The 24,621-nt window shown below is 70.8% G+C and carries 18 protein-coding genes; 10 read left to right on the top strand and 8 right to left on the bottom strand.

The window, feature by feature from the left end:
* Window positions 1-11: 11 nt before the first annotated feature.
* From EDC29_RS08525 to EDC29_RS08510, 4 genes are all read left to right on the top strand, one after another.
* Window positions 12-1,601, top strand: coding sequence for a histidine kinase (locus EDC29_RS08525; RefSeq protein WP_132229419.1), 1,590 nt, complete (start codon window positions 12-14; stop codon window positions 1,599-1,601).
* Complete coding sequence (locus EDC29_RS08520) at window positions 1,601-2,263, top strand: response regulator (protein ID WP_132229417.1); 663 nt, start codon at window positions 1,601-1,603, stop codon at window positions 2,261-2,263. Before EDC29_RS08525 ends, EDC29_RS08520 begins: the two co-directional genes overlap by 1 nt.
* Before the next feature lie 169 nt (window positions 2,264-2,432).
* Window positions 2,433-2,903 (top strand): rhodanese-like domain-containing protein, encoded by a 471-nt coding sequence (locus tag EDC29_RS08515; protein WP_123141020.1) that lies wholly within the window; start codon window positions 2,433-2,435, stop codon window positions 2,901-2,903.
* 48 nt (window positions 2,904-2,951) lie between these two features.
* Window positions 2,952-5,576, top strand: a complete 2,625-nt coding sequence (locus tag EDC29_RS08510; RefSeq protein ID WP_132229415.1) for a hybrid sensor histidine kinase/response regulator — start codon at window positions 2,952-2,954, stop codon at window positions 5,574-5,576.
* Here the strand turns inward: EDC29_RS08510 and EDC29_RS08505 are convergent.
* Both EDC29_RS08505 and EDC29_RS08500 read right to left on the bottom strand, forming a co-directional pair.
* On the bottom strand, window positions 5,573-6,310 hold the full coding sequence (locus EDC29_RS08505) for a UDP-2,3-diacylglucosamine diphosphatase (protein WP_123142903.1): 738 nt from the start codon (window positions 6,308-6,310) through the stop codon (window positions 5,573-5,575). The two genes, EDC29_RS08510 and EDC29_RS08505, sit on opposite strands and share 4 nt — an antisense overlap.
* Window positions 6,311-6,384: 74 nt before the next feature.
* The gene (locus EDC29_RS08500) at window positions 6,385-6,873 is read right to left on the bottom strand and encodes a peptidylprolyl isomerase (protein ID WP_123141017.1); all 489 of its coding nucleotides are present in this window, start codon (window positions 6,871-6,873) and stop codon (window positions 6,385-6,387) included.
* Between the two features lie 821 nt (window positions 6,874-7,694).
* Here EDC29_RS08500 and cysS point away from each other — a divergent pair.
* Complete coding sequence (gene cysS, locus EDC29_RS08490; protein WP_132229496.1) at window positions 7,695-9,083, top strand: cysteine--tRNA ligase; 1,389 nt, start codon at window positions 7,695-7,697, stop codon at window positions 9,081-9,083.
* A 536-nt stretch (window positions 9,084-9,619) separates the two neighbouring features.
* On the opposite strand, the gene EDC29_RS08480 is transcribed toward cysS, so the two are convergent.
* Window positions 9,620-10,570 carry a serine hydrolase gene (locus EDC29_RS08480; RefSeq protein ID WP_123141015.1) on the bottom strand — a complete coding sequence of 317 codons (951 nt, stop codon included), beginning with the start codon at window positions 10,568-10,570 and terminating at the stop codon, window positions 9,620-9,622.
* A 338-nt stretch (window positions 10,571-10,908) separates the two neighbouring features.
* Complete coding sequence (locus tag EDC29_RS08475) at window positions 10,909-11,916, bottom strand: response regulator (RefSeq protein WP_132229413.1); 1,008 nt, start codon at window positions 11,914-11,916, stop codon at window positions 10,909-10,911.
* Window positions 11,917-12,074: 158 nt separating this feature from the next.
* Here EDC29_RS08475 and pgl point away from each other — a divergent pair, with 158 nt between their 5' ends.
* The gene (gene pgl / locus EDC29_RS08470) at window positions 12,075-12,761 is read left to right on the top strand and encodes a 6-phosphogluconolactonase (protein ID WP_123141013.1); all 687 of its coding nucleotides are present in this window, start codon (window positions 12,075-12,077) and stop codon (window positions 12,759-12,761) included.
* 177 nt (window positions 12,762-12,938) lie between these two features.
* Entirely contained in the window at window positions 12,939-16,406 is a 3,468-nt protein-coding gene (locus EDC29_RS08465; protein WP_123142902.1) for an EAL domain-containing protein, read from the top strand.
* Here the strand turns inward: EDC29_RS08465 and EDC29_RS08460 are convergent.
* The gene (locus tag EDC29_RS08460; RefSeq protein ID WP_132229411.1) at window positions 16,363-19,470 is read right to left on the bottom strand and encodes an efflux RND transporter permease subunit; all 3,108 of its coding nucleotides are present in this window, start codon (window positions 19,468-19,470) and stop codon (window positions 16,363-16,365) included. The two genes, EDC29_RS08465 and EDC29_RS08460, sit on opposite strands and share 44 nt — an antisense overlap.
* Window positions 19,467-20,555 (bottom strand): efflux RND transporter periplasmic adaptor subunit, encoded by a 1,089-nt coding sequence (locus tag EDC29_RS08455; RefSeq protein WP_132229409.1) that lies wholly within the window; start codon window positions 20,553-20,555, stop codon window positions 19,467-19,469. Before EDC29_RS08455 ends, EDC29_RS08460 begins: the two co-directional genes overlap by 4 nt.
* Window positions 20,556-20,843: 288 nt before the next feature.
* Here EDC29_RS08455 and EDC29_RS08450 point away from each other — a divergent pair, with 288 nt between their 5' ends.
* Window positions 20,844-21,308 (top strand): (2Fe-2S)-binding protein, encoded by a 465-nt coding sequence (locus tag EDC29_RS08450; RefSeq protein WP_123141009.1) that lies wholly within the window; start codon window positions 20,844-20,846, stop codon window positions 21,306-21,308.
* Window positions 21,301-23,454: a xanthine dehydrogenase family protein molybdopterin-binding subunit gene (locus EDC29_RS17630; RefSeq protein ID WP_123142899.1), complete on the top strand. Its 2,154-nt coding sequence runs from the start codon at window positions 21,301-21,303 to the stop codon at window positions 23,452-23,454. Before EDC29_RS08450 ends, EDC29_RS17630 begins: the two co-directional genes overlap by 8 nt.
* Before the next feature lie 8 nt (window positions 23,455-23,462).
* Here the strand turns inward: EDC29_RS17630 and EDC29_RS08440 are convergent, their stop codons facing one another.
* A complete protein-coding gene (locus tag EDC29_RS08440) occupies window positions 23,463-23,882 on the bottom strand; it encodes a SufE family protein (RefSeq protein ID WP_123141007.1) in 420 nt (139 codons plus the stop codon).
* A 73-nt stretch (window positions 23,883-23,955) separates the two neighbouring features.
* Window positions 23,956-24,282 (bottom strand): HesB/IscA family protein, encoded by a 327-nt coding sequence (locus EDC29_RS08435; RefSeq protein WP_123141006.1) that lies wholly within the window; start codon window positions 24,280-24,282, stop codon window positions 23,956-23,958.
* A 98-nt stretch (window positions 24,283-24,380) separates the two neighbouring features.
* On the opposite strand from EDC29_RS08435, the gene EDC29_RS08430 reads away from it, so the two are divergent.
* Window positions 24,381-24,575 (top strand): hypothetical protein, encoded by a 195-nt coding sequence (locus tag EDC29_RS08430; RefSeq protein WP_200189358.1) that lies wholly within the window; start codon window positions 24,381-24,383, stop codon window positions 24,573-24,575.
* Window positions 24,576-24,621: the final 46 nt, after the last annotated feature.

The following is a 24,621-nucleotide window of genomic DNA, read 5'->3' as shown; positions in this document are numbered from 1 at the left end:
GAGGATGGACGATGCGGATCGGTGGCGCGCGGCGACGCCTGAGCGCGGAGGGATTCGACGAGGGGCGGCGGGTGCGCGCGCTGCTCGCGGCGCTGGGGTTGCGCGCGCCGCTGCTGGCGCTGCTCGGCGCGGTGGCGCTGGCGGCGCTCGCGGCGCCGGCGCCGGCGGACTGGACGCGGGCGCTCGCGCTCGCCGCCGCGCTGCTCGGCGCGGCGGCGCTGGCGCTGGTGTGGCGGCGGCTGCGCCGCGGTCTGCTGGCGCCGCTGGCGCGGCTCGAGCAGTCGCTCTCGCGGGTCTGTCAGGGCGAGCCGGGGGCGAGCGAGCAGCTGCGTGATCTTGGCGTGCTGGCGCCGATCGCCGAGGACATCCGCGACCTCAACGCCGAGCTGACCGATCTCTACGAGGACATGGACAACCGCGTCGCGCGCCAGACCCGGCGTCTGGCGCAGAAGACCGCCTCGCTGAAGATCCTCTACGATGTTGCCGCCGGCATCCATCAGGCCGAGAGCCTGGAGGCGCTGCTGCTGCGTTTCCTGCGGGTGCTCAAGGAGATGGTCAACGGTCGCGCGGCGACGGTGCGCCTGGTGCAGCCCGACGGCAGCCGCCGGTTGGTCGGCGCGATCGGGCTCGACGACGATCTGGTGCGCGAGCAGGACATGGCCCCGGTCGATCTCTGTCTGTGCGGTAACGTGCTCGCCCCCGGCGAGATCCTCTGCGATCAGGACGCGCGCTACTGCGCCCGCATCTACGGGCGGCGGATGTTCGCCAGCTCCGAGGTCGAGGTGGTGACGGTGCCGCTGGAGCATCGCGACGAGCTGCTCGGGGTCTACAGCATCTTCGTCGACCGCCCCGGGGTGAGCATGCGCGAGGACATCATGGATCTGCTGTTCACCGTCGGCCATCATCTCGGCATGGCGATCGCCAAGCAGCGCTCGGACGCCGAGGCGCGGCGCCTGTCGATCGTCGAGGAGCGCAACGCGCTCGCCCACGAGCTGCACGACTCGCTCGCCCAGACCCTGGCGAGCCTGCGCTTCCAGTGCCGGATGCTCGCCGACGCGCTGGCCGAGGCGCCGATCCCGGCGCCAGCGCGCACCGATCTGGCGCGCATCCGCAACGGACTCGACGAGGCCCATACCGAGCTGCGCGAGCTGCTGGCGAGCTTCCGCGCGCCGCTCGATCGTCGCGGGCTGGTGCCGGCGCTGGCCAAGCTCACCGAGCGCTTCGGCGGCGAGACCGGCATCCATGTGCTGTTCCAGAACGACACCCGGCCCTTCGAGCTGGCCGCCGCCGCCGAGCTGCAACTGCTGCGCATCGCCCAGGAGTCGCTGGCCAACATCCGCAAGCACGCCCGCGCCCACACGGTGCGGGTGCTGCTCACCCGCGAGGGGGCGCGCTACGTGCTGCTGATCGAGGACGACGGGGTGGGCTTCAGCGCGCCGGTCGACGGCGCCCACCCCGGCGAGCACATCGGGCTGTCGATCATGGAGGAGCGGGCGCGGCGCATCGACGCCGCGCTGCACATCGAGAGCGAGCCGGGCGAGGGCACCCGGGTCGAGGTGGTATTCGACGCCGGGCGCCGCCCGGCCTGGGAGACGGACTGATGCGGGTGTTGCTGATCGACGATCATGCGTTGTTCCGGTTCGGGCTGCAGGCGCTGCTCGAACGGCGCGGCATCGAGGTGGTGGCCGTCGGCAACGCCGCCGAGGGGGTGGCGCGGGCGCGCGAGCACGCCCCCGACGTGGTGTTGCTCGACATGCGCATGCCGCAGCTCACCGGGCTGGAGCTGTTGCGCGCGCTGCGCGCCGCGGAGCTGCGCATGCCGGTGGCGATGCTCACCACCAGCGCCGAGGAGCGCGACGTCATCACCTCGCTGCAGCAGGGCGCGCAGGGCTATCTGCTCAAGGACATGGAGCCCGACGCGCTGATCGCCGCGCTCGGCGACATCGTCGCCGGGCGCACCGTGGTCGCCCCCGAGCTGGCGGTGGTGCTGGCGCGCGCGGTGCAGGCCGAGGGCGGGCACGCCGGCGCGGCCCCGAGCGGCGGCGCGCCCGAGCTGACCCCGCGCGAGCAGGAGATCCTCTGTCATCTCGCCGAGGGACAGAGCAACAAGGCGATCGCGCGGCGCCTCGGGATCTCCGACGGCACCGTCAAGCTCCACGTCAAGGCGATCCTGCGCAAGCTCGAGGTGCACTCGCGGGTGGAGGCGGCGGTGATCGCCGTCGAGCGCGGGCTGTGCGCGCGTGGCGGCGCGGGAGAATCCTGAGCGCTTTCGGTTTATCAATGACAAAATCCACGCAATGATGATCCAATGAACCGTTTTGCCTGGCGCCGAGCCGAAGCGTCGGGCGTTGTGCAGCGCGGTCCATTCGCTTCGTGTCCGTCTGCGACGGCCTGCGGTGGATCGCGTGCGAGGCGCAGGGGGGAGTGTCCGCATGAAGCGTTTTCTGCAACTGATCCAGCACTGTCTGACCGAGGTCCGCGAGGTCATGCCCTGGGATCTGGCCGAGCGGCTCGAGCGCGCGCCGGCGCCGCTGATCGTCGACGTGCGCGAACCCGAGGAGTTCGCCGCCATGCACCTGCCGGGCTCGATCAACGTGCCGCGCGGCATCCTCGAGTCGGCCTGCGAGTGGGACTACGAGGAGACCGTCCCCGCGCTGGTCGAGGCGCGCGAGCGCGAGGTGGTGGTGGTGTGCCGCTCGGGCAATCGCAGCGTGCTCGCCGCGCACGCGCTGCAGGTGCTCGGCTATCGGCAGGTGGTGTCGTTGCGTCTCGGGCTGCGCGGCTGGAAGGACGACGACCAGCCGCTGGTCGATGCTGCCGGGACCGAGGTCGCCCCCGAGGCCGCCGATGATTATTTCACCCCCAGGCTGCGGCCCGATCAGATCAATCCCGAGCGGCGTTGAGGACTGCGGGATGAGCGCGCCGTCATTGTCATTGCGTGGGCTGTGCTGATGCCGGCGCGGGCGCGGGCGCAGACCCTGCTGGTGCGGCTGGCGATCCTCGCGGCCTTGCTCGGGGGCGTCGTGCTCCACGGCCTGGTCGCCATCCACGGGGAGGTGGCGCGCTTCGAGCATCGCAGCGAGCGTCTGGCGCTGCTGCTCGGCGCGGTGACCCACCGCGCGCTGGACACCGCCGATGCGCTGCGCACCGCCGCCGAGGCGGGGCTGGCCGATCCCGGGCCGCGCGCGCTCGATCGACTGCGGCTGCTCGGCCCGGTCCCCGACCAGGACGGCTATGGTCTGGTCGGGCTGGCGCCGCCGGCGCGCCCCGAGGCGCGTCTCAACCTCACCGGGGAGGGCGTGCTCGAGGACGATCCGGCGCTGCACCGCGAGCTGGCGATGGCGCTGGCGCTCGAGCCAGCCTTTCGCTGGGTGCGTCGCGCCTATCCGCAGACGCCCTGGGTCTATTACATCTCGGCGCGCGGCTTCATGTCGCTCTATCCCTATCTGCCGTTCGACCGGCTGTTCATGTCCGAGGCGATCCACGACTTCGAGCTCTACGCCAAGGGGCTGCCGGCGCGCAATCCGCAGCGTCGGCCCTATGTCTCCGAGGTCTATCTCGATGCCGCCGGGCGTGGGCCGATGGTCACCTTCGGTGCGCCGGTCTATGGCGAGGGGCGTTTCCACGGCATCGTCGGCTTCGATCTCACGCTCGATCGGATCGGCGCCTATCTCGGTCCCGAGCAGGGCTCGGGCGATCGGGTCTATGTCGTCGACATGACCGGCCGGGTGATCGCCGCCGCCGGGCCGGAGACGGGCGGCTATCCCGCCTCGCTCGCCGAGTCGCGCCCGGCGCTGTTCGCCCTGGCGCGTGCCTATCAGGGCGTCACCAAGATGTTCGACGGCGCGCGGGTGCACAGTGTCCAGCTCGACGGCGTGCCCTGGCTGATGGTCCACGAGCGCGCCAACTGGCGGATCTATCGTTATGCGCTGCTCGCCACCCTGCCGCTGGTGCTCTTTCTCTGCGTGCTGCTGGGGGCGATCACGATCTTCGTGCGCGAGCGTCAGCGCCAGCGCAACCGCGAGTCGGAGCGCTCGCTGCGCCGCTTCCGTCATCTGCTCGACTGCTCGACCGACATGATCGCGGTGGTCGATCCGCGCACCGCCCGTTATCTCGACGCCAACCAGACCTTTTGCGATTTCGTCGGGCGCTCGGCGCCGGAGATCCTCGAGCGGCGCGTCACCGATCTCGGTGGCGCGCTGGGCTCGACGGCACGCTGGACACGCGTGCTCGAACGGGTGCGGCGCGACGGTCGGCTGACCTTCGAGCTCGACGGCCAGTTGGCCGACGGGCGCTCCTTCGAGGTCGAGGTCAACGCCCATCACGCCAGCACCGAGGGCGAGGAGTACATCGTCACGGTGATCCGCGACATCTCCGAGCGCAAGCGCGCCGAGACCGAGCGGGCGCGCTTGCAGCGCGCCCTGCAGCAGGCGCAGAAGCTCGAGGCGATCGGCCAGCTCACCAGCGGCATCGCCCACGACTTCAACAACACCCTGGCCAGTATCCAATGGGTGGCGGAGCTGGCACGGCGTCAGTTCGGCGCCCAAGAGCCACGGCTCGACGCCCAGCTCGAACAGGTCATGGCTGCGGTCAACGGCGCCCGCGCGCTGGTGCGTCAGCTGCTGGTGTGCTCGCGCGGCGAGCGCTCCGAGTCGGCGCGACCGCTGCTGCTGGTGCCGAAGTTGCGCGAGATCCTCTCGATGCTGCGTTCGGTGCTGCCGGCGACGTTGGAGATCGTCACCGAATGGCCGGCGCGCTCGCCGACGGTGACCGTCGACCCGATCCATCTCCAGCAACTGCTGATGAACCTCTGCATCAACGCCCGCGATGCCATGCAGGGGGTGGGGCGGATCTCGGTGGGGGTGAGGCTGCGTCATCTCGAACAGGCCGAGTGCGCGATCTGCCATGAGCAGGTCCGGGGCGGCTGGGCCTGTATCCGGGTCAGCGACTCGGGACCGGGCATCGCCCCCAGTGTTCGCGACCAGATCTTCGAGCCCTTCTTCACCACCAAGCGCCTCGGCGAGGGTGCCGGGATGGGGCTGGCGGTGGTCTCCGGGATCATGCGTACCTACGGCGGGCACGTGCTGATCGACACCGCGCCCGGCGGCGGTGCCTGCTTCGACATCCTGCTGCCGCCGAGCGCCGAGGTCGAGCCCCGCTCGACGCCCGAGCCGACGAGCGCGGAGCGCGCCGAGCCGGTCGACATCGAGGGGCTGCGGGTGTTGCTGGTCGAGGACGAGCCGGTGATCCTGCACCACCTCAAGGAGACCCTGATCGGTGCCGGCGCGCGGGTCGAGGCCTGCGCCGATGCCGCCACCGCACTGGCCCGTTTCGAGCAGGACGAGGGCGGCTTCGAGCTGCTCATCAGCGATCAGATGATGCCGGGGATGAGCGGCCTGGAGCTGGTGCGCCGGATCCGTCGCAACGACACCGGCATCGCGGTGCTGATGCTCACCGGCGACGGTTGCGCCATCAAGCAGGCCGATCTGGTGCGGTTGCGTATCGCCGAGGTGCTGCTCAAGCCGGTGACCTGGGACGAGCTGGCCGCGGCGATCGCGCGGGCGCTGTCGCGTTAGTCGGCGGGGCGCAGCGGCTCGCGATGGAAGCCGCTGCCGGGGCGGTGGACCAGCAGCTCGCCGCCGCGCTCGTCCCAGTCGGCGAGCACCATGCGCAGGGCGGGGCGACCGGCAAGCGTCAGCCGGTGATCGGCGGGACGGTGGGTGTGGCCGTGGATCAGCCGGGTGGCGCGATGACGGCGCAGATAGCGCACCACCGTCGTCTCGGTGACATCCATGATCGCGGCGCTCTTGTCGGCGTTGGCCGCCGCGCTGCGGCGGCGATAGTCGGCCGCCAGCGCCTTGCGCCAGGCCAGCGAGCGCCACAGGAACAGCCGCCGTACCAGCGGGTTGCGCACGCGGCGGCGGAAGCGCTGATAGGCGAGATCGTCGGTGCAGAGCAGATCGCCGTGCATCAGGATCACCCGCTCGCCGTCGAGGGTGATCGGGTGTGGGTCGCCGATCAGCCGGCAGCCGCTGGCGCGGGCGAAGCGTCTGCCGATGAGGAAGTCGCGGTTGCCGTGCTGGATGAAGCAGCGGGTGCCGGCGGTGGTGAGTGCGGCGAGCGCGGCGGCGACCTCGCGGTGGAGCGGCTCGTCGTCATCGTCGCCGATCCAGGCGTCGAACAGGTCGCCGAGGATGTAGAGACGCTCGGCGCGGCGCGCCCGTCCGGCCAGCAGGCCGAGGAACAGCCGGGTCAGCTCGGGTCGTTGCGGTGAGAGATGGACATCGGAGACGAAGAGTGTCTCGTCCATGGGGTCGGGTCGCATCGGCTGGGATGGGGCCGCCCGCGCCAGGGGCGGAGCGGGGGCCGGGGAGCGATGGCGCGCTAGTCGACGATCTCGGCGCGCTCGATGACGACGTCCTCGACGGGCACGTCCTGGTGGCCGTTGCGGCTGCCGGTGCTCACGCCCTTGATCGCGTTGACGGTCTCCATGCCCTCGACCACCCGGCCGAACACGCAATAGCCCCAGCCGTCCTGACCGGGATAATCGAGGAAGCCGTTGTCGGCGACGTTGATGAAGAACTGCGCGGTGGCCGAGTGCGGCTCCATGGTGCGGGCCATGGCGAGGGTGCCGGTGAGGTTCTTCAGCCCGTTGTTGGCCTCGTTCTCGATCGGACGACGGGTCGGCTTGGCGGTGAAGTCGGCGCTCATGCCGCCGCCCTGGATCATGAAGCCGTCGATCACGCGGTGAAAGAGGGTGCCGTCGTAGTGGCCGTCGCGTACGTACTGCTCGAAGTTGGCGCAGGTCTTGGGCGCTTGCTCGGTGTCGAGCTCGATCAGGATGTCGCCGTGATTGGTGGTGAGTTTGATCATGAATCTCTCCGCGAGAGGCCCGTCCTCGCGGACGGGGTGGACAGCGGGTCGCCCGCAAGGGCGACGGTTTTGTGTGCTTCGGCGCTGGGGCGCATCACCGGGGACGGATTGCCCCTCGGCCTGTGTTGGTCTGACCCCTTCGGCCGGACCCCGACCACCGTCGGCACAGGGGCCACCCGATGGTCACAAAGGTCGCAGATGTTACATGGTAAGGGCTTTGCTGGATACGTGAAAGGTGGAGCGGCCGGCTGCGACCAGCCGCCAGTGGTCAGCGATCAGCGGGATTGAACCGCGAAGGGAAAGAGCCGCCGGCGATCAGCCTCCAGCCTCCAGCCGCCAGTGGCTGGATATCCACAAACACTGGCGCCAAGAACGTGCGTCACAGATGCGGGCAAGCCGTGCTGTCGTCGAGGTCGAGGGCACGCCGCTGGGGGCTGGTCGCTTGCAACCGGGATTGAACCGCGAAGGGAAGAAGAGCCGCCGGCGATCAGCCGCCAGCCGCCAGTGGCTGGATATCCATAAACACTGGCGCCAAGAACGTGCGTCACGGATGCGGGCAAGCCGTGCTGTCGTCGAGGGCGCACTCCCACTGGTGGCTGGCGGCTGGTGGCTGGTCTTGCAACTCGAACCCCTTTGCGCCCTTTGCGCCCTTTGCGGCTTTGCGGTTCAATCCTGGCGGCTGGCGGCTGGCGGCTGGCGGCTGGCGGCTGGCGGCTGGCGGCTGGCGGCTGGCGGCTCTCCCTTCACGGCGCGCCTTTGCTAACATTGACGCTTTGGTCCGTGCGCCGCGCGCGGGAATGCGAGAAGTCCAAGTCACCCCGATGCTACAGATCTACAACAGCCTGACCCGCCAGAAGACCCCCTTCCAGCCGCTCGAGCCCGGCAAGGTGCGCATGTATGTGTGCGGCATGACCGTCTACGACTACTGCCACCTCGGCCACGCCCGGGTGATGGTGGTGTTCGACGTGGTCTATCGCTATCTGCGCGCGCTCGGCTACGAGGTGACCTATGTGCGCAACATCACCGACATCGACGACAAGATCATCCGTCGCGCCGCCGAGAACGATGAATCCTGCGCCGCGCTGACCGAGCGCTTCATCGCCGCGATGCACGAGGATGCCGCCGCGCTCGGCGTGTTGCCGCCGACCAGCGAGCCGCGCGCCACCGCGCACATCGACGAGATCCAGGCGATGGTCGCCACCCTGATCGACAAGGGGCTGGCCTATGCCGCCGACAACGGCGATGTGTACTACGCCGTCTCGCGCTTCCCCGGCTACGGCAAGCTCTCGGGCAAGGACCCGCAGGACCTGCGCGCCGGCGCCCGGGTCGAGATCGGCGAGGCCAAGCGCGACCCGCTCGACTTCGCGCTGTGGAAGGGCGCCAAGCCCGGCGAGCCGAGCTGGTCCTCGCCCTGGGGCGAGGGGCGTCCGGGCTGGCACATCGAGTGCTCGGCGATGAGCACCTGCTGCCTCGGCAACCACTTCGACATCCACGGCGGCGGGGCCGACCTGCAGTTCCCCCACCACGAGAACGAGATCGCCCAGTCCGAAGGGGCCACCGGCGAACCCTTCGCCGAGGTATGGATGCACAACGGCTTCGTGCGTATCAACGAGGAGAAGATGTCGAAGTCGCTCGGCAACTTCTTCACCGTGCGCGAGGTGCTCGAGCGTTTCCGGGCCGAGGAGATCCGCTACTTCATCCTCACCAGTCACTACCGCAGCCCGCTCAACTACGCCGACGAGCAGCTGCAGTCGGCGCGCGGTGCGCTCACCCGCCTCTACACCGCGCTGCGCGGCCTGCCCGAGGCCGAGGCACCGGCCGAGAGCGCGTTCGCCACCCGCTTCGCCGCGGCGATGGACGACGACTTCAACACCCCGGAGGCGCTGGCGGTGCTCTTCGAGCTGGCGCGCGAGGTCAACCGCGCGCGCGATGCCGGCGAGCCGGAGCAGGCCGCTGCGCTCGGCGCCGAGCTGCGCCGTCTCGGGGGCGTGATCGGCATCCTCCAGGACGACCCCGAGCGCTATCTGCGCGGCGGCGACGGCGGCACCGACGGGCTCGACGACGCCGCCATCGAGTCGATGATCGCCCAGCGCCAGGCCGCCCGTGCCGCGCGCGACTGGGCCGAGGCCGACCGGCTGCGCGACGCCCTCACCGAGGCCGGCATCGTCCTCGAGGACGGCGCCCAGGGCACCACCTGGCGGCGCGGTTGAGAGGGAGCGACCAGCCACCAGCCTTCAGCCGCCAGCGGGTGTGATGCCCGAGCGTCGGCGTGAAGGTGAGCCGGTCGCTGACTCGAGCCGCCCATCACCTGGGTTGGGTTGCCATCGGCAACCCAACTAGATGCACCGATCATCCAACCAGCGACGCTGAACCCCCGCATCCCTTTGCGTCCTCCGCGCCTTGGCGGTTCGAACCAGCTTCCAGCGATCAGCTTCCAGCCTCCAGTCGGGGAGGTTGGTGTGCATGATCGGCGATTGACGGGCAAGACGGTATCTTGGCGGTTCAAGCTGTTTGGACGGCTGACGGCTGACGGCTGGAAACTGAAGGCCCATCCTCCCGAGCACGTCGATTGGGTTGCCATCGGCTACCCAATCGATGCACCGCTCATCCAACCGACGATGCCCCCCCGCATCCCTTTGCGTCCTCCGCGCCTTTGCGGTTCAACCCGACTGCCGACTGCCGACTGCCGACTGCCGACTGCCGACTGCCGACTGCCGACTGCCGACTGGACCCGCCCGCGCCCCGTCTACACCAATCCGTGACGGTCCTTCATGTGCAGGTAGACGAGGTTGGAGACCTGGCGGATGACGTCGCCGCGGCTGCGAATCCACTGGGTGTAGTTCTGTGCTCGGGAGGGCCGCTCGATGATGCCGATCATGGTGTAGGCGTGCTTGCGCCCGCGCCGGTCGCGCGCCTCGATGATGCCCATGTTGCCGCACAGCTTGGCCGTCGAGCCGGTCTTGTCGCAGACCTGTAGCGGGTGCGCGATGGCCGAGACCCGGGTGACGATGCGGTCGTTGTTGGGCAGGCACATCAGCCGTCGCAGCTCGGCGCTGTAGGGCAGGCGATCGTTCCAGATGGCGTAGAGGAAGCGGCTGTAGTCGTGCGCCGAGGCCTTGTTGGCGTAGGTGCCGCCGCCCGGCGGGATCTTCTCGATGATACGGGTCTGGCGGAAGATGCCGGGGGCGTGCTGCTTGAGCTCGGCCTCGACGTCGCGCGGACCGCGCCGCCCCCGGTTTGCGCTGACCCGATCGATCAGCCAGTTGGTGGCGCTGTTGCTGCTGCGCTGGATCATCCGCTCCATGTGATGGCGCACATCGTCGTTGTAGCGCACCCGGCTCGATCGCGTGACCTGATAGAAGTAGGCCTGGGCGACGAAGGGCTTGATCATGCTCGCCGCCTGGCGCTGCACGTCCTCGTTGATCGCCACCAGCTTCTTGCCGGTACTGAAGTCGTAGACCGACCAGGAGGTCTGCTCGTTGGGCTGCACGATGCCCTTGCGGCGGAGTCGCTGCACCAGGTCGTTGACCTGGTGGTTGAGCGAGTGATCGCGCGCGGCGGCCTCGACGAAGCTGGGACTGCCGCCGAGCAGGCCGGCCGAGGTGGCGGCGAGTGCGGCGAGGAAGTTGCGACGATCGATGAAGAAGCCGTTGTCGTCGGCAGCCGGCTGCTCGCCGCCGTCCGCGAACTCATACATAACTCGAACCCTCCGAGGCAAGGATTGCATGACGCGGTCGGCGGGGCGCGGCCGCGTGTGTTTCACCGGGCCACGCCTTCCTCGCTGGCGGCGAGCGTCGAGCATGGAGGGGGCCGTGCGTGCCGCCGGTACGAGACGCCGGGCAGGGGTGCGAGGCGTGGCGCCGGCGGGTGTTGTGATGATCGCACTCGTCACGGGCCGTGACGAACCCGCAAAAGGATAGGCGGGCGACATCGAAATGACAAGGAGTGTGCACTAGAAAAGCGCTGATGTCTCAATGCCATCAGCGCGTAACTTGAAGCGGCTTGATATCCCGGGGCGGGATGAGCGCGCGCGGCTTATCCCGCAGCCAGACCGCCGAGCAGCAGCCACACCACGGTGGCGGCGGCGATACCGACGAGCGCGGCAAAGAGCGCCCACAGCCGCACCACCTTGAGCTGCGCCTGTAGCGCAGCGAGCCCCTCGGCGACCTCGGCGTGGGCCTGGGTGGCGATCGTCTCGCTCTGCTCCTGGACCTCGCGTCGGGCGGCGACCAGCGCTTGGCGGGTGGTGCGCTCGGCGAGCGGGTCGAGGTGCGCCTGCAGCGCCTGCTCGACCAGGGTCGAGAGCGCCTCGGGCTGGGGGTGGCTGGCGTCGATCATCTCCTCGACCCGGGCGCGCTCGCCCTCGAGTTCGATGCGCAGCAGGTCCGGCAGCAGGTCGGGCAGGGCGGCGCGGATCTGTGCCTGCAGCTCGGCCTCGGAGATGTCCTGACGAGCGTCGAGCTGCTGGCGAACCTCGGCGCGCAGCTGCTCGCTGAGATCGCGCCGCAGGTCCTCGAGCAGCGGGGTGAGGGTGCGGGTGATCTGCGCGGAGACGCGGGCATCGAGTTCGGCCATGTCGATGGCCGGTGCGCTGGCCGGCGTGGGGGGGGGCGTGGTCGGTGCCGGTGGCAGTGTCGGTTCCGTCGTGGTGGCCGCGGGCGCGGTGGCCGTCGGCTGGGCGAGGGCCGTGCGCAGCTCCTCGAGGATCTCGGGCAGGCGCTCCGGGGCGACCGACTTGGGCAGCACCCCGAGCACGCCCTTGCGGCGCGCGGTCTCGACGAAGTCGGCCTCTTCGTGCGAGGAGCACATCACCACCGGGATCGCGGCGGTGCGCGGGTTCTGCTTGAGCACCTCGAGCGCCTCGAAGCCGTTGAGCCCGGGCATCATGTGGTCCATCAGGATGGCGTCGGGCAGCTCGCGTTCGAGGATCTCGAAGGCGGCCTCGGCCGAGTCGGCGGTCTCGACCTCGACATCATGGCGTTGGAGCTGGAGCCGCAGCGCATAGCGCGCCGACTTGGAGTCATCGACCAGCAGTATCTTCATCCAATCCTCCGCGAGAAGCCCCGTCCCTTGGGCGGGGTGACGTGCGAATATGGTGTGTCGGCGCGTGCCGGCGGGTGTCGAGCCGCGCGGTGCGGGCTTGGCGCGCCGCGCCCGCGCCCCCATCCGCATTTAGTGTAATGACTGGAGGAGATCCTAGCATGTCTGTCACCGGTGTCGGATTCCAGCTGCATGACACCCCGGAGGCGCTGGCCGAGGTCGTCGCCGCGCGCGTTCTGGAGGCGGCGCGGCGGGCGATCGCCGCGCGCGGACGCTTCGTGCTGGTGGCCGCCGGCGGGCGGACCCCGTTGCAGGTCTATGCGCGGCTGGCGCGCGCGCGCAGCGATTGGTCGCGCTGGCTGGTGCTGCACGGCGACGAGCGCTGTCTCCCCGCCGATGATCCGGAGCGCAACAGCCACGCGATCGCCGCCGCCTGGCTCGACCCGGTCGGTCTGCCGCCGCGCAACCACCTGCCGATCCCCGCCGAACTCGGTGCCGAGCCGGCGGCGCGTCGTTACGCCGAGCTGATCGCGCCCTTGCTGCCGTTCGATCTGGTGTTGCTGGGCATGGGCGAGGACGGTCACACCGCGAGCCTGTTCCCCGGGCACGCCATGCCCGAGGATGAGGCGTTGACGATGGCGGTCCATCAGGCCCCCAAGCCGCCCGCCGACCGGGTCAGTCTGACCCCGGGCGCGCTGGCCGCCGGGCGCGAGACGCTGGTGCTGGTCACCGGCGCGGGCAAGCGCGAGGCGCTGATGCGCTGGCGCGCCGGGGCGGGGCTGCCGGTGGCGCGGGTGGCCGAGGCCGCCGGGGCCGAGGTGCTGGTCGACGCGGCGGCCTGGGGATGATGGCGGCGCTGCTGTTTTCCGCTTGCTGCAGCGCGGCTAGAATGCAGGACTTGATCGGGTGACGCCATGGAAGCGACGTCCGTTGATGTGTGACATGCGTCCGGGGATCGGGCGCCGTTCTCTTCCGCGGACGTCGCTGCGCCGGCGTCGCTGGCCGATGCCGATGTGCCCGAACCCATGCCCAGTTCAGCCTCCTTCGTCGCGAGCCTGACTCGCAAGACCCTCGTCGTCTCCATCGCCGCTGCCGTGTTCAGCATGATCACGGTGGTGGTGTTCGATCTCCACGCCCTGCACCAGGAGACCGAAGCGTTGCATGCCTACCATCTGCGCGAGGTCCGCGCCGGGCTGCAGGCGCGGGTCGGCGAGGCGGTGCGTTTCGCCCATTATCAGCGCCAGCTGCTCGCGGTGGAGGCGGCGCGCGGCGCCGAGGCCGCGCGTCTGGAGCGTGAGGCGCAACGCCGGGTGCTGGAATGGCTGGAGATCCGCAACCAGGGCAGCGAGGCGCTGCTGTTTGCCGGGCGCTGGGACGGGATCTCGCTGCTCGGTCCGGTGCGCGGGCGCAACGTGCTCACGGTCACCGATGCCAGCGGACGCCCGGTGGTGCGCGAGCTGATCGCCACGGCCCAGTCCGGCGGCGGTTTCGTCGAGTATCTGATGCCGTCCTTCCCGGGCTGGCGTGCCGCGCCCAAGCTGAGCTATGTCGAGTCGATCGCGCCCTGGGGCTGGTATGTCGGTGCCGGCTGTCTGCTCGATCGCTTCGAGGAGGTGGTCGCGGAGCGTCGTCGCGCCGTCGTTGCCGATCTGCGCGCCAAGCTGCTCACCCTGGCCGTCGGGCTGGTGCTGATCCTGCTCGTCGTGCTGGTGCTGGCATGGCGTGTCGGGCGTGATGCCCGCGCCGATGTCGTCGCCTTCGTACGCTTCTTCGCCCGCGCCGGCAGCGATCCCGAGCTGGCGCTGCAACCGGTACGGATGCGTTTTCGCGAGTCGGCGCTGATCGCCCGCGCCGCCGCGCGCATGCTCGATCGCAAGCGCGCCGCCGAGCGCGCGCTGCGTGAGAGCGAGGGCCGATTCCGCACCCTGGTCGAGGTGCAGCAGTACGCGGTCATGGAGATCGATCTCGACGGCGTGATCCGGTATGTCAACCCGGCCACCTCGCGGCTGCTCGGCTACCGCCGCGATGCGCTGGTGGGGATGCACGCCACCGAGCTGGTCGTTGCCGAGGAGCGCACCAGGCTTGCCGAGGATCTGCGTCGTTTCGCCCGGCTGCAGCCGCCGCCGACGACCTATTTCAACCGCAACTTCACCCGCGACGGTCGGGTCATCGATCTGCAGGTGGAGTGGAACTACCGGCGCGATGCGCAGGGCCGGGTGATCGGCTTCGTCAGCGTCGCCCACGACATCACCGACTATCATCGCTCGCGGACCCTGCTCGACGGGCGCAACCGGGTGCTCGAACTGCTCGCCCGTGGCCGCCCCCAGCAGGAGGCGCTGGAGGCGATCATCGACTATATCGATCGGGTCTCGCCACGGACCCTGTGTGCGATCTATCGCTATGAGCCATCGACCCGGACGCTTCACAATGCCGCCGCCCGCGGTCTGCCCGAGCACTTTCGGCGCTCCGCCGAGGGGCTGGTGGTCGGGCCGGGCGTGGGTTCCTGCGGCCATGCGGTGAGCCAGGGCAGGCGGGTCGTGGTCACCGATCTGCTGTCGCACCCCTTCTGGCGCTCGTCGCGCGACCTGGTGCTGAGTACCGAGCTGCGTGCCTGCTGGTCGCAGCCGATCATCGCCCCCGACGGTGTGGTGCTCGGCACCTTCGCGATCTATGCCACCGAGGTCTCGGTGCCCAGCGACGAGGACATCGAGCTGATCGAGTCGGCGGCCGACCTGGCGGCGATCGTGATGGAGCACGCCCGGGTCGAGCGCGCCACCCGCCAGGCCGAGGAGCGCGCGCGGCTGCTGCTCGACTCGAGCACCGAGGGGGTGTTCGGACTCGACCCCGAGGCGCGCGCGACCTTCGTCAACCCGGCCGCCGCGCGGCTGCTCGGCATCCCGGCCGAGCAGCTCACCGGGCGCGCCATCCACGCCCTGATCCATCACTCGCACCCCGACGGCAGTGCGATCGGCGAGACCGACACCCCGATGCTGCGGGCGATGCGCGAGGGCCGCGCCTATCACGTCAGCGACGCGGTGTTCTGGCGCGGCGACGGCAGTCACTTCCCGGTCGAGTACTGGTCGACCCCGATCCTGCGCGAGGGGCGGATCGAGGGTGCGGTGGTGACCTTCCACGACATCAGCGAGCGCAAGCGCGTCGAGGCCGAGATCCAGCACCTGGCCTTCCACGACGGGCTCACCGGGCTGCCCAACCGGATGCTGTTCAAGGAGGAGGTGGACCGGGCGCTGGCGCTGCTCAGGCGCTCGGGCCAGCGTTTCGCGCTGCACATGCTCGATCTCGACCACTTCAAGGACGTCAACGACAGCCTCGGCCATCCGGTCGGCGACGAGCTGCTGTGTGCGGTGGCGCGGCGCATCAGCGAGGTGGTCCGCGCCAGCGACGTCTTCGCCCGTTTCGGCGGCGACGAGTTCGCGCTGCTGCAGGTGCCGATCACGCACCCCGGCGAGGCCGCGGCGCTGGCCGAGAAGGTGGTGGCCTGCTTTACCGACACCTTCGCCCTCGCCGACTGCGCGATCAGCACCAACACCAGCATCGGCATCGCCGTGGCCGACCGCCACGACCTCGACGTCGATGACCTGATCGCGCGCGCCGACGTCGCCCTCTACAAGGCCAAGGAGGCGGGGCGCGGCACCCATGCCTTCTTCGCCGATGCGATGACCGAGCAGCTGCGCCACGAGATCCAGATCGCCTCGGAGCTGGTGCGCGCGCTCGAGCGCGACGAGCTGTGGCTGCACTACCAGCCGCAGGTCGATCTGCGCAGCGGCGCGCTGGTCGGGGTCGAGGCACTGGTGCGCTGGCGCCATCCCGAGCGCGGGTTGCTCCACCCCGGCGCCTTCATCGAGGTCGCCGAGCGGCGCGGCATGATCCGCCCGATCTCGGCCTGGGTGCTGGAGGCGGTGTGTCGGCAGGCGCGCGCGTGGCGCGAGCGCGGGCTGGTCTTCGGGCGGGTGGCGGTCAATCTGTGCGCCGAGCAGGTCGGCGACGAGGCCTTCGCCGAGCAGATCCTGGCGGTGCTCGAACGCACCGGTGCGCGGCCCGATGAGCTGGAGCTGGAGTTCACCGAGACGGTGCTGATCCAGGCCGATGCCCGCACCCAGGCCGACATCATCCGTCTCTCCGAGATCGGCGTGCGCTTCGCCATCGACGACTTCGGCACCGGCTTCTCGTCGCTGCAGTATCTGCGCAACCTGCGCACCGACAAGATCAAGATCGACCGCGAGTTCGTCAAGGACGTCACCCACAACCCCAGCGACGCCGAGATCGTCAAGGCGACCATCGCACTCGGCGTCGCGCTCGGCCTCGAGACCATCGCCGAGGGCGTCGAGACCGAGGCGCAGGCGGCCTTCCTGCGCGGTCACGGCTGTCACCAGGTGCAGGGCTTCCTCTACGCCCGCCCGCTCGACCCCGAGGTGCTCGAGCGCGACTGGCTCAGTCGCGCCGCGCCGACGCCTCGTGCTGCAGACGGCGCCTGAGCGCCGCCGGTGAGTCGGTGCGCCGGGCGAGCAGGTCGTAGGCCACCGGCACCACGAACAGGGTGAACAGGGTCGCGGCGATCACCCCGGCGAGGATCACCGTGCCGATCACCACCCGGGTCTCGGCCCCGGCGCCGCTCGAGAGCAGCAGCGGCACGGCGCCGGCGGCGGTGGTGATGCCGGTCATCACGATCGGGCGCAGGCGCACGTCGGCCGCCTCGGTGAGCGCGTCGCGGAACTCGCGTCCCTGATCGCGCAGCTGGTTGGCGAACTCGACGATGAGGATGCCGTTCTTGGCCGCCAGCCCGACCAGCATGATCAGCCCGATCTGGCTGTAGATGTTGAGCGTCTGCCCGCTCAGCCACAGCCCGCCGAGCGCCCCGGCCATCGCCAGCGGCACGGTGAGCATGATCACCAGCGGGTGGATCCAGCTCTCGAACTGCGCCGCCAGCACCAGGAACACCACCAGCACCCCGAGCCCGAACACCAGCGCCATGCCCGCCGCGCCGCTGCGCAGGTCGCGGCTCTCGCCGCGGTAGTCGATGCGCGCGTGCTCGGGCAGCAGCGCGGCGGCGCGCGCATCGAGCGCGTCGAGCGCCGCGCCGAGCGAGACCCCGGGGGCGAGGTTGGCCGAGAGGGTGATGGCGCGCATGCGGTTGTAGCGGTTGAGCTGCTGGGAGTCGGCCTGCTCGCTGACCCGCACCAGGTTGGAGAGCGGGATCAGGGCGTCGCCGTGGGCCGAGCGCACATAGAGGTTCTCCAGACTGCCGGGGGTGCGCTGGCTGTCGCGCTCGCCCTCGAGGATGACGTCGTACTCCTCGCCGTCGTCGAGATAGGTGGTGACCTGACGCGAGCCGAGCATGGTCTCGAGGGTGCGCCCGATGGTCTCGATACGCACCCCGAGGTCGGCGGCGCGGTCGTAGTCGATCGCCACGCGCAACTGCGGCTTGGTCTCCTTGTAGTCCCAGTCGAGCCCGACCAGGCCGGGGTTGTCGGTCTCGATCGACTCGACCAGGGCGTCGCGCCACGCGGCCAGCTCCTCGTAGGTGCCGCCGCCGATGACGAACTGCACCGGCTTCTGGATGCGCGCGCCGAAGCCCTGGCGCATCACCGGGAAGGCGCGCACCCCGGGCAGGTCGGCAAGCCGCGCGCGCACCTCGTCCATGATCACCCAGCCCGAGCGGCGCGCATCGAAGCCGGCGAGCACCATGATCACGATCCCCGAGTTGTAGCGCTCCAGGGTGCCGAAGGCGCGCGGCGCGCGCACCAGCACGCGGATCGCCTCGCCCGACTCGGCATAGGGCAGCAGGCGGCGCTCGATCTCGTCCATGTACTCCTCCATGTAGGAGAAGGAGGCGCCCTCGGGACCATTGACCAGCACGAAGAAGGCGCCGCGATCCTCCTTCGGGGTGTACTCCTGGGGCAGCCGGTCGAGCAGCCAGGCGGCGCCGCCGAGGGTCAGCGCGAAGGCCAGTCCGACCACCCAGGGGCGCGCGAGCAGCACCCCGAGCAGCCGCGCGTAGCCGCGGCGCAGCCAGACGAAGCCGCGGTCGACGGCGCGGGCCAGTGCGCCGGGCTGGTGGCTCGCGGGCAGGATCTGCGCGGCCAGGCTCGCCGAGAGGGTGAGCGCGACCAGCGAGGAGAAGGCCACCGCCGCGGCCATGGTCAGCGCGAACTCGCCGAACAGCCGCCCCAGGTCGCCCTCGAGGAAGGCGATCGGCACGAACACCGAGATCAGCACCAGGGTGGTGGCGATCACCGCGAAGCCGACCTGACGGGCGCCGCGATAGGCCGCCACCAGCGGGCTCTCGCCATACTGCTCGATACGGCGGTGGATGTTCTCGAGCACCACGATGGCGTCGTCGACCACCAGCCCGATGGCCAGCACCAGCGCCAGCAGGGTGAGGATGTTGACCGAGAAGCCGAGCGCGAGCAGCACGGTGAAGGTGGCGATCAGCGACACCGGCACCGTCACCGCCGGCACCAGCATCGCGCGCACGCTGCCGAGAAACAGATAGATCACCAGCACCACCAGCGCGATGGCGATCGCCAGCGTCTTGTAGACCTCGGCGATGGCCTCGGCGACGAACACCGAGGAGTCGTAGCTCTGGCGGATCACCATGCCCTCGGGCAGGCTGGTGTTGAGCCGGCGCATCTCGGCCTTGGCGCGCTCGGCCACGGCGAGGGTGTTGGCCGTCGACTGCTTGATGATGCCGAGCCCGACCATGGCCACGCCGTTGCCGCGAAACAGCGTGCGGTCCTCCTCGGTGCCGCGCTCGATCCGGGCGATGTCGCCGAGACGTACCAGATGACCGTCGTCGCCGCGCGTCACCACCAGCCGGGCGAAGTCCTCGGCGGTGGCGAAGGCGCGGCTCAGGCGCACGCTGAACTGACGGTCGCGCGACTCGATGCTGCCGGCGGGCAGCTCCAGGTTCTCGGCGCGCAGCGCCTGCTCGACGTCGGCCACGGTGAGCCCGCGCGCGGCCAGCGCGTTGCGGTCGAGCCAGATGCGCATGGCATAGACCTGGGCGCCGCCGACGCGCACCCGCGCCACCCCGTCGAGCACCGAGAGCCGATCGACCAGATAGCGCCGGGCATAGTCGGTGAGTGCCGGCACGCTCAACCCCTCGGCGGTGAGGTTGAGCCACATGATCACGTCTTCGTTGCTGTCGACCTTCTGGATCTCGGGCGGCTCGGCCTCGTCGGGGAGCTGGTCGAGCACGCCGGAGACGCGGTCGCGGATGTCGTTGGCCGCGCCGTCGATGTCGCGATCGGTGGTGAACTCGACGGTGATGGTCGAGCGCCCGTCCTCGCTGCTCGACTCCAGGGTGCGGATGCCCTCGACCCCGGCGATACGATCCTCGATCAGCCGGGTGATGCGGGTCTCGACGACGCTGGCCGCGGCCCCCGGATAGCCGGTCTCGATCGACACCACCGGCGGATCGATGTCGGGGTACTCGCGCAGCGCCAGACGGTCGAAGGAGACCAGCCCGAAGACCACCAGCAGCAGCGCGAAGACCGTGGCCAGCACCGGGCGGGTGACGGCGAGATCGGAGAGGATCACGTCTCCGACTCCTCGAGCAGCCTCTGCAGCGGCGCATCGCCCGTATCGACGGCGAGCACCCGCACCTCGGCGCCGGGACGCACCCGCTGGTGGCCATCGGTGATCACCCGCTCGCCGACGTCCAGCCCGTCACGGATCTCGACGGCGCCGGGACGGCGGATGCCGATGTGCACCTCACGCTGCTCGGCCACCGTCCGTCCGGTCCCGTCGGTCGCGACCACCAGCACGAAGTGACGCTGACCGCGTTGCAGGAGCGCCGCCTCCGGCACCACCACCGCCGTGTGCGGATCGAACAGCAGCTCCAGACGCATCAGCAGCCCCGGGCGCAACCGCCGCTCGGGGTTGGGCAGGATGGCGCGCACCAGCACCGCGCGGGTCACCGGGTCGACCCGGCTGTCGACGCCGCGCACCTCGCCGACGAACACCCGCTCGCCATGGGCGCGGGTGCGCGCCTCGACCCGCAGCCCCGGGGTGAGCCCGGCGAGATAGCGGCTGGGCACGGTGAAGTCGAGCTTCATCTCGGCGTCGTCGTCGAGGGTGGTGATCGGGTCGCCGGGCTCGACCAGGGCGCCGGGGCTGACCTGACGCAGCCCCAGCACCCCGGCGAAGGGGGCGCGGATGACGCGGTCGGCCAGCCGCGACTCGAGCGCCACCAGCACCGCGCGGCTGGTCTCGAGGTCGCGCTGGCGCTCGTCGAGCAGCGACACGGCGGCCGAGTCCTGGGCGACCAGGGCGTTCACCCGACGGTACTGGCGCTCGGCCTCGGCGCGGCGCGCCTGCGCCTCCTCGAGCAGCGCCTGTTCCTCGGCGCTGGTCAGCTCCACCAGCAGCGCGCCGCGCTCGACGCGCTGGCCGTCATCGAAGTGCAGCGCGGCGATGGTCTCGGTGACCCTGGAGGTGATCATCACCGACTCGTTGGCGCGCAGCGTGCCGAGCGCCTCGACGCGCTCGGCCAGTTCGGTCTGCGCGGCGGTGGCCACGATCACCCCGCTCGGCGGCGCCGCGGCGAGGAGCGGCGCGACGCACAGCAGCGTCAGCAGCAGCGGCAGTGGACGGGGCGGGGGGGCGCGGTGCGGTACGGGCATGACGTCGATCCTGTGACGGCTGGGGCGGTGGCGCGGGTGTCGCTGCACCGGTCTCACCCCGAGTGAGGCAGTGCCGGCGAGCAATGGTTCAGCGCGCGGGCGCGGTCGACTCCCTTTCGCCCGGGGTGGAAATTTGCAATCCTAACGCGCCGTCCGGGTGCTCGCCACAGAGACCGGCGTCGCCGTCAGGCGGGCCCCGCGGCAGGTTCCGGCGGACCCCGCGGCGCGGTCCGGCCGGTTGGGGACCGGTGCGTCTCGCCCGGTCGCGACCCGAACGCGATGGATGCCATGATCACCCTGACCCTCAACGGCGAGCCGGTGCGGCTCGATCTCGACCCCGACATGCCCCTGCTGTGGGCGCTGCGCGATCATCTCGGGCTGACCGGCACCCGCTTCGGCTGCGGCGAGGGCGAGTGCGGCGCCTGCACCGTGCACCTCGACGGCGAGCCGGTGCGCTCCTGCGGCGTGACCCTGGGCGAGGTCGCGGGGCGCGAGGTGACCACCATCGAGGGGCTCTCGCCCGACGGTCGTCACCCGCTGCAGCTGGCCTGGATCGTCGAGGAGGTGCCGCAGTGCGGCTACTGCCAGTCCGGCCAGCTGATGAGCGCCGCGGCGCTGCTCGCCGCGCACCCGCAGCCGAGCCCCGGGCAGATCGACGCGGCCATGTCCGGGGTGTTGTGCCGTTGCGGCAGCTATGCGCGTATCCGCCGCGCCATCCAGCGCGCGGCCAACCCCGAGGTGCACAATGGTTGATGCCGATCCCGGTCTCCGGCTGAGTCGCCGCGCCCTGCTCAGGCTCGGCCTGCTCGCCGGTGGCGGTCTGGTGCTCGGCATCGGTGCCGCCGACGCCGAGCAGACGGACACGCCCGACGATGCTGCGAGCACGTTCGCCCCCGGCGCCTGGCTGCGTCTCCACGGCGACGGTCGGGTGGTGCTGATGCTGGCGCGCTCGGAGATGGGCCAGGGGGTGACCAGCGCGCTGCCGATGCTGGTGGCCGAGGAGCTGGAGGTCGGACTCGACCAGCTCGAACTCGAACCGGCGCCGGTGGCGCCGGACTATGTCAATCGTCTGCTCGGCGAGCAGGCCACCGGCTGCAGCACCTCGGTGCGCGATGCCTGGGGACCGCTGCGCGAGGCCGGCGCGGTGGCGCGGACCCTGCTCGTGCGCGCCGCCGCCGCACGCTGGGGGGTCGCCCCGGAGGCGTGCCGGGCGCACCGGGGCGCGGTCCATCACCCCGACGGCGAGACCCGGCTCGGCTATGGCGCGTTGGCCGAGGCGGCGGCGCGGTTGCCGCTGCCCGAGTCGGTGGCGCTCAAGGCGCCCGCGCAGTGGCGACTGATCGGTACCCCGCAGCACCGGCTCGACACCCCGGACAAGGTGGTGGGCGCGGCGCGCTACGGGCTCGACGTGCGGCTGCCGGGGATGCGCTATGCCAGCGTGGCGCGTTGTCCGCTCAGCGGCGCGCGGGTCAGCGCCTGGCGCGCCGATGCCGCGCGCGCGGTGCCGGGGGTGGAGGCGGTGCTGGCGGTGCGGCACGGTGTCGCGGTGGTGGCGCGCGATACCTGGAGTCTGCTGCGCGGGCGCGCCGCGCTGGAGATCGATTGCGATCCCGCGGCCGATCCCGCGGCCGATCAGGCGCGGATGGAGACGCGGCTGCGCTCGCGCCTGGATGCGCACGGCGCGGCGCTGGCCGAGTCGCGCGGCGATGCGCTGGCCGTGCTCGAACAGGCCGAGCGGGTGGTCGAGGCCGACTACAGCCTGCCCTTCCTCGCCCATGTCTGCATGGAGCCGATGAACTGCACCGCCGAGGTCAGTGCCGAGCGCTGTGTGATCCATGTCCCCACCCAGGCCCAGCAACGGGTGCTGGAGACGGCGCAGCGCATCACCGGGCTCGCGCCCGAGCGCATCGAGGTGCGCACCACCCTGCTCGGCGGCGGCTTCGGTCGTCGGGTCGAGCAGGATTTCGTCGCCGACGCCGTGGAGCTGGCGCAGCGGCTCGGGCGACCGGTGCAGGTGGTGTGGACCCGCGCCGACGATCTCACCCAGGATCACTACCGCCCGATGACCTGTCACCGGCTGCGCGCCACCCTCGACGCCGAGGGCCTGCCGCGCGCCTGGTATCACCGTATCGTCGGTCCCTCGGTGCTGGCGCGGCTGGCGCCCGATGAGATCGCCGACGGGCTCGACCCGACCCTGGTCGAGGGCGCCACCGCGCTGCCCTACGCACTGCCGGCGCTGCGCGTCGAGTACCGTCGCGCCGATCTGCCGGTCTCGCTCGGGCTGTGGCGCGGCGGCGCGCGGGCGCACAACGCGCATGTCGTCGAGTGCTTCCTCGACGAACTGGCCGCGGCCACCGGTCGCGATCCGCTGGCGCTGCGTCTGGCGCTGCTCGAGGACCAGCCGCGCGCGCGCGCGGTGCTCGAGCGCGTCGCCGCGCTGGCCGGCTGGTCGCAGCCGCCGGCCCCGGGTCACGGACGCGGCATCGCGCTGGCCACCGGTTACGACAGTCTGGTCGCCCAGGTCGTCGAGGTGGCGCCGCGCGCCGCGGGCGACGGGCTGCGGGTGGCGCGGGTGTGGTGCGTGGTCGATTGCGGCCTGGCGGTCGACCCCGACGGGGTGTGCGCGCAGATGGAGGGGGGCATCGCCTTCGGCCTGAGCGTTGCGCTCGGCGAGCGCATCAGCTTCGCCGCCGGGCGGGTCGAGCAGCGCGCGCTCGCCGACTATCGGCTGCTGCGTCTCGACGAGATGCCCGAGGTCGAGGTCGAGCTGATCGCCGGTGCCGCGACCCCGGGCGGGGTGGGGGATCTGGGGCCGCTGGCGCTCTCCCCGGCGCTGGCTGCGGCGATCGCGGCGGCCGGGGGCGAGCGTCAGCGAGCGCTGCCGCTGCGCCTGGGCTGAGCGGAGGTTCAGGCGGCGAGCGCGGCGGCCTGGCGCTGCATCTTGTTGACGATGGCGAAGACGCCGACGTGACGGTTGGGGCTGAGGTGCTCGTCGAGCGCCAGCCCGGTGAACAGGTCGTCGACGTCGAGCGCGGCGATCTCCTCGGCGCTGCGGTTGGAGAACAGCCCGACGAGCAGCGCCACCACGCCCTTGATGATGGCGGTGTCGCAGTCGCCGGCATAGACCAGCCGTCCGCCCTCGGCGGGGCGGGCGACGACGTGCACCAGACTCATGCACTCGACCACGCGGTTGTCCTCGGTCTTGTCGGCGGGGTCCATCGCCGGGAGGCGCTCGCCGAGTTCGACCAGGTACTGATAGCGCTGGTCCCAGTCGTCGAGCAGGTCGAAGTCGTCGATGATGGCCTGGATGGCGGCGTCTTGATGCATGGTGGATCGCTGCGGTTGGTTGCTGGGGTCGGTCGCGCGGGGCGCGCGGCCGACCGAGTCTACCGGATCCGTGCTAGACGCTGAAGGACTCGCCGCAGCCGCACTGGTCCTTGACGTTGGGGTTGCGGAACTCGAAGCCGAGGTTGAGCAGGCTCGAGCGCACGAAGTCGATCTCGGTGCCGTCGATGTGCGCGAGGCTCTGGTCGTCGACCACGATCTTGATGCCGTGGCTCTCGAACACCTGATCGGTGGGCGCGACGGCGTCGGCGTAGTCGACCTCGTAGGCGAAGCCCGAGCAGCCGCTCTTGCGCGTCGCCACCCGCAGCCCGACCCCCTGTCCGCGTTGCTCGATCATCCGGGAGACGTGGCGCGCGGCCGCCTCGGTCAGGGTGACTGCCATGGTTGCTTACCTCATCTGGCTTGTACTGAAGCGTTGAGCCTAGATGGGCGCCGACCGGCGGGGTTTTCAATCCTCGTCGCCGCGCTCAGGCCACCCGGGTGAGCGCCGGGCGGGCAGCGGAGTGCGGCGGCGATCTCGTCGACATCGGCTATATCGAGCGCGACGAGATCCGGCCGTGGGTCGCCGCCGCGTTCGATCTCGCGCAACTGCGCGAGGCGCAGCGCGCCTTTCTCGACAAGCAGCACGTCGGCAGGATCGTGATCCGCGTCGCTCATCCGGAGATCGCGCGCTGAGCGCGACGTCGGTCGCTAGTGACGCTGGTCGTCGACGTCGATGTCG

Origin of the sequence: Marichromatium gracile, assembly GCF_004343155.1 — a bacterium.
GTDB classification, from domain to species: domain Bacteria; phylum Pseudomonadota; class Gammaproteobacteria; order Chromatiales; family Chromatiaceae; genus Marichromatium; species Marichromatium gracile.
The sequence above is the reverse complement of the archived record's forward strand: the minus strand, read 5'-3'. Positions and strand labels throughout refer to the sequence as shown.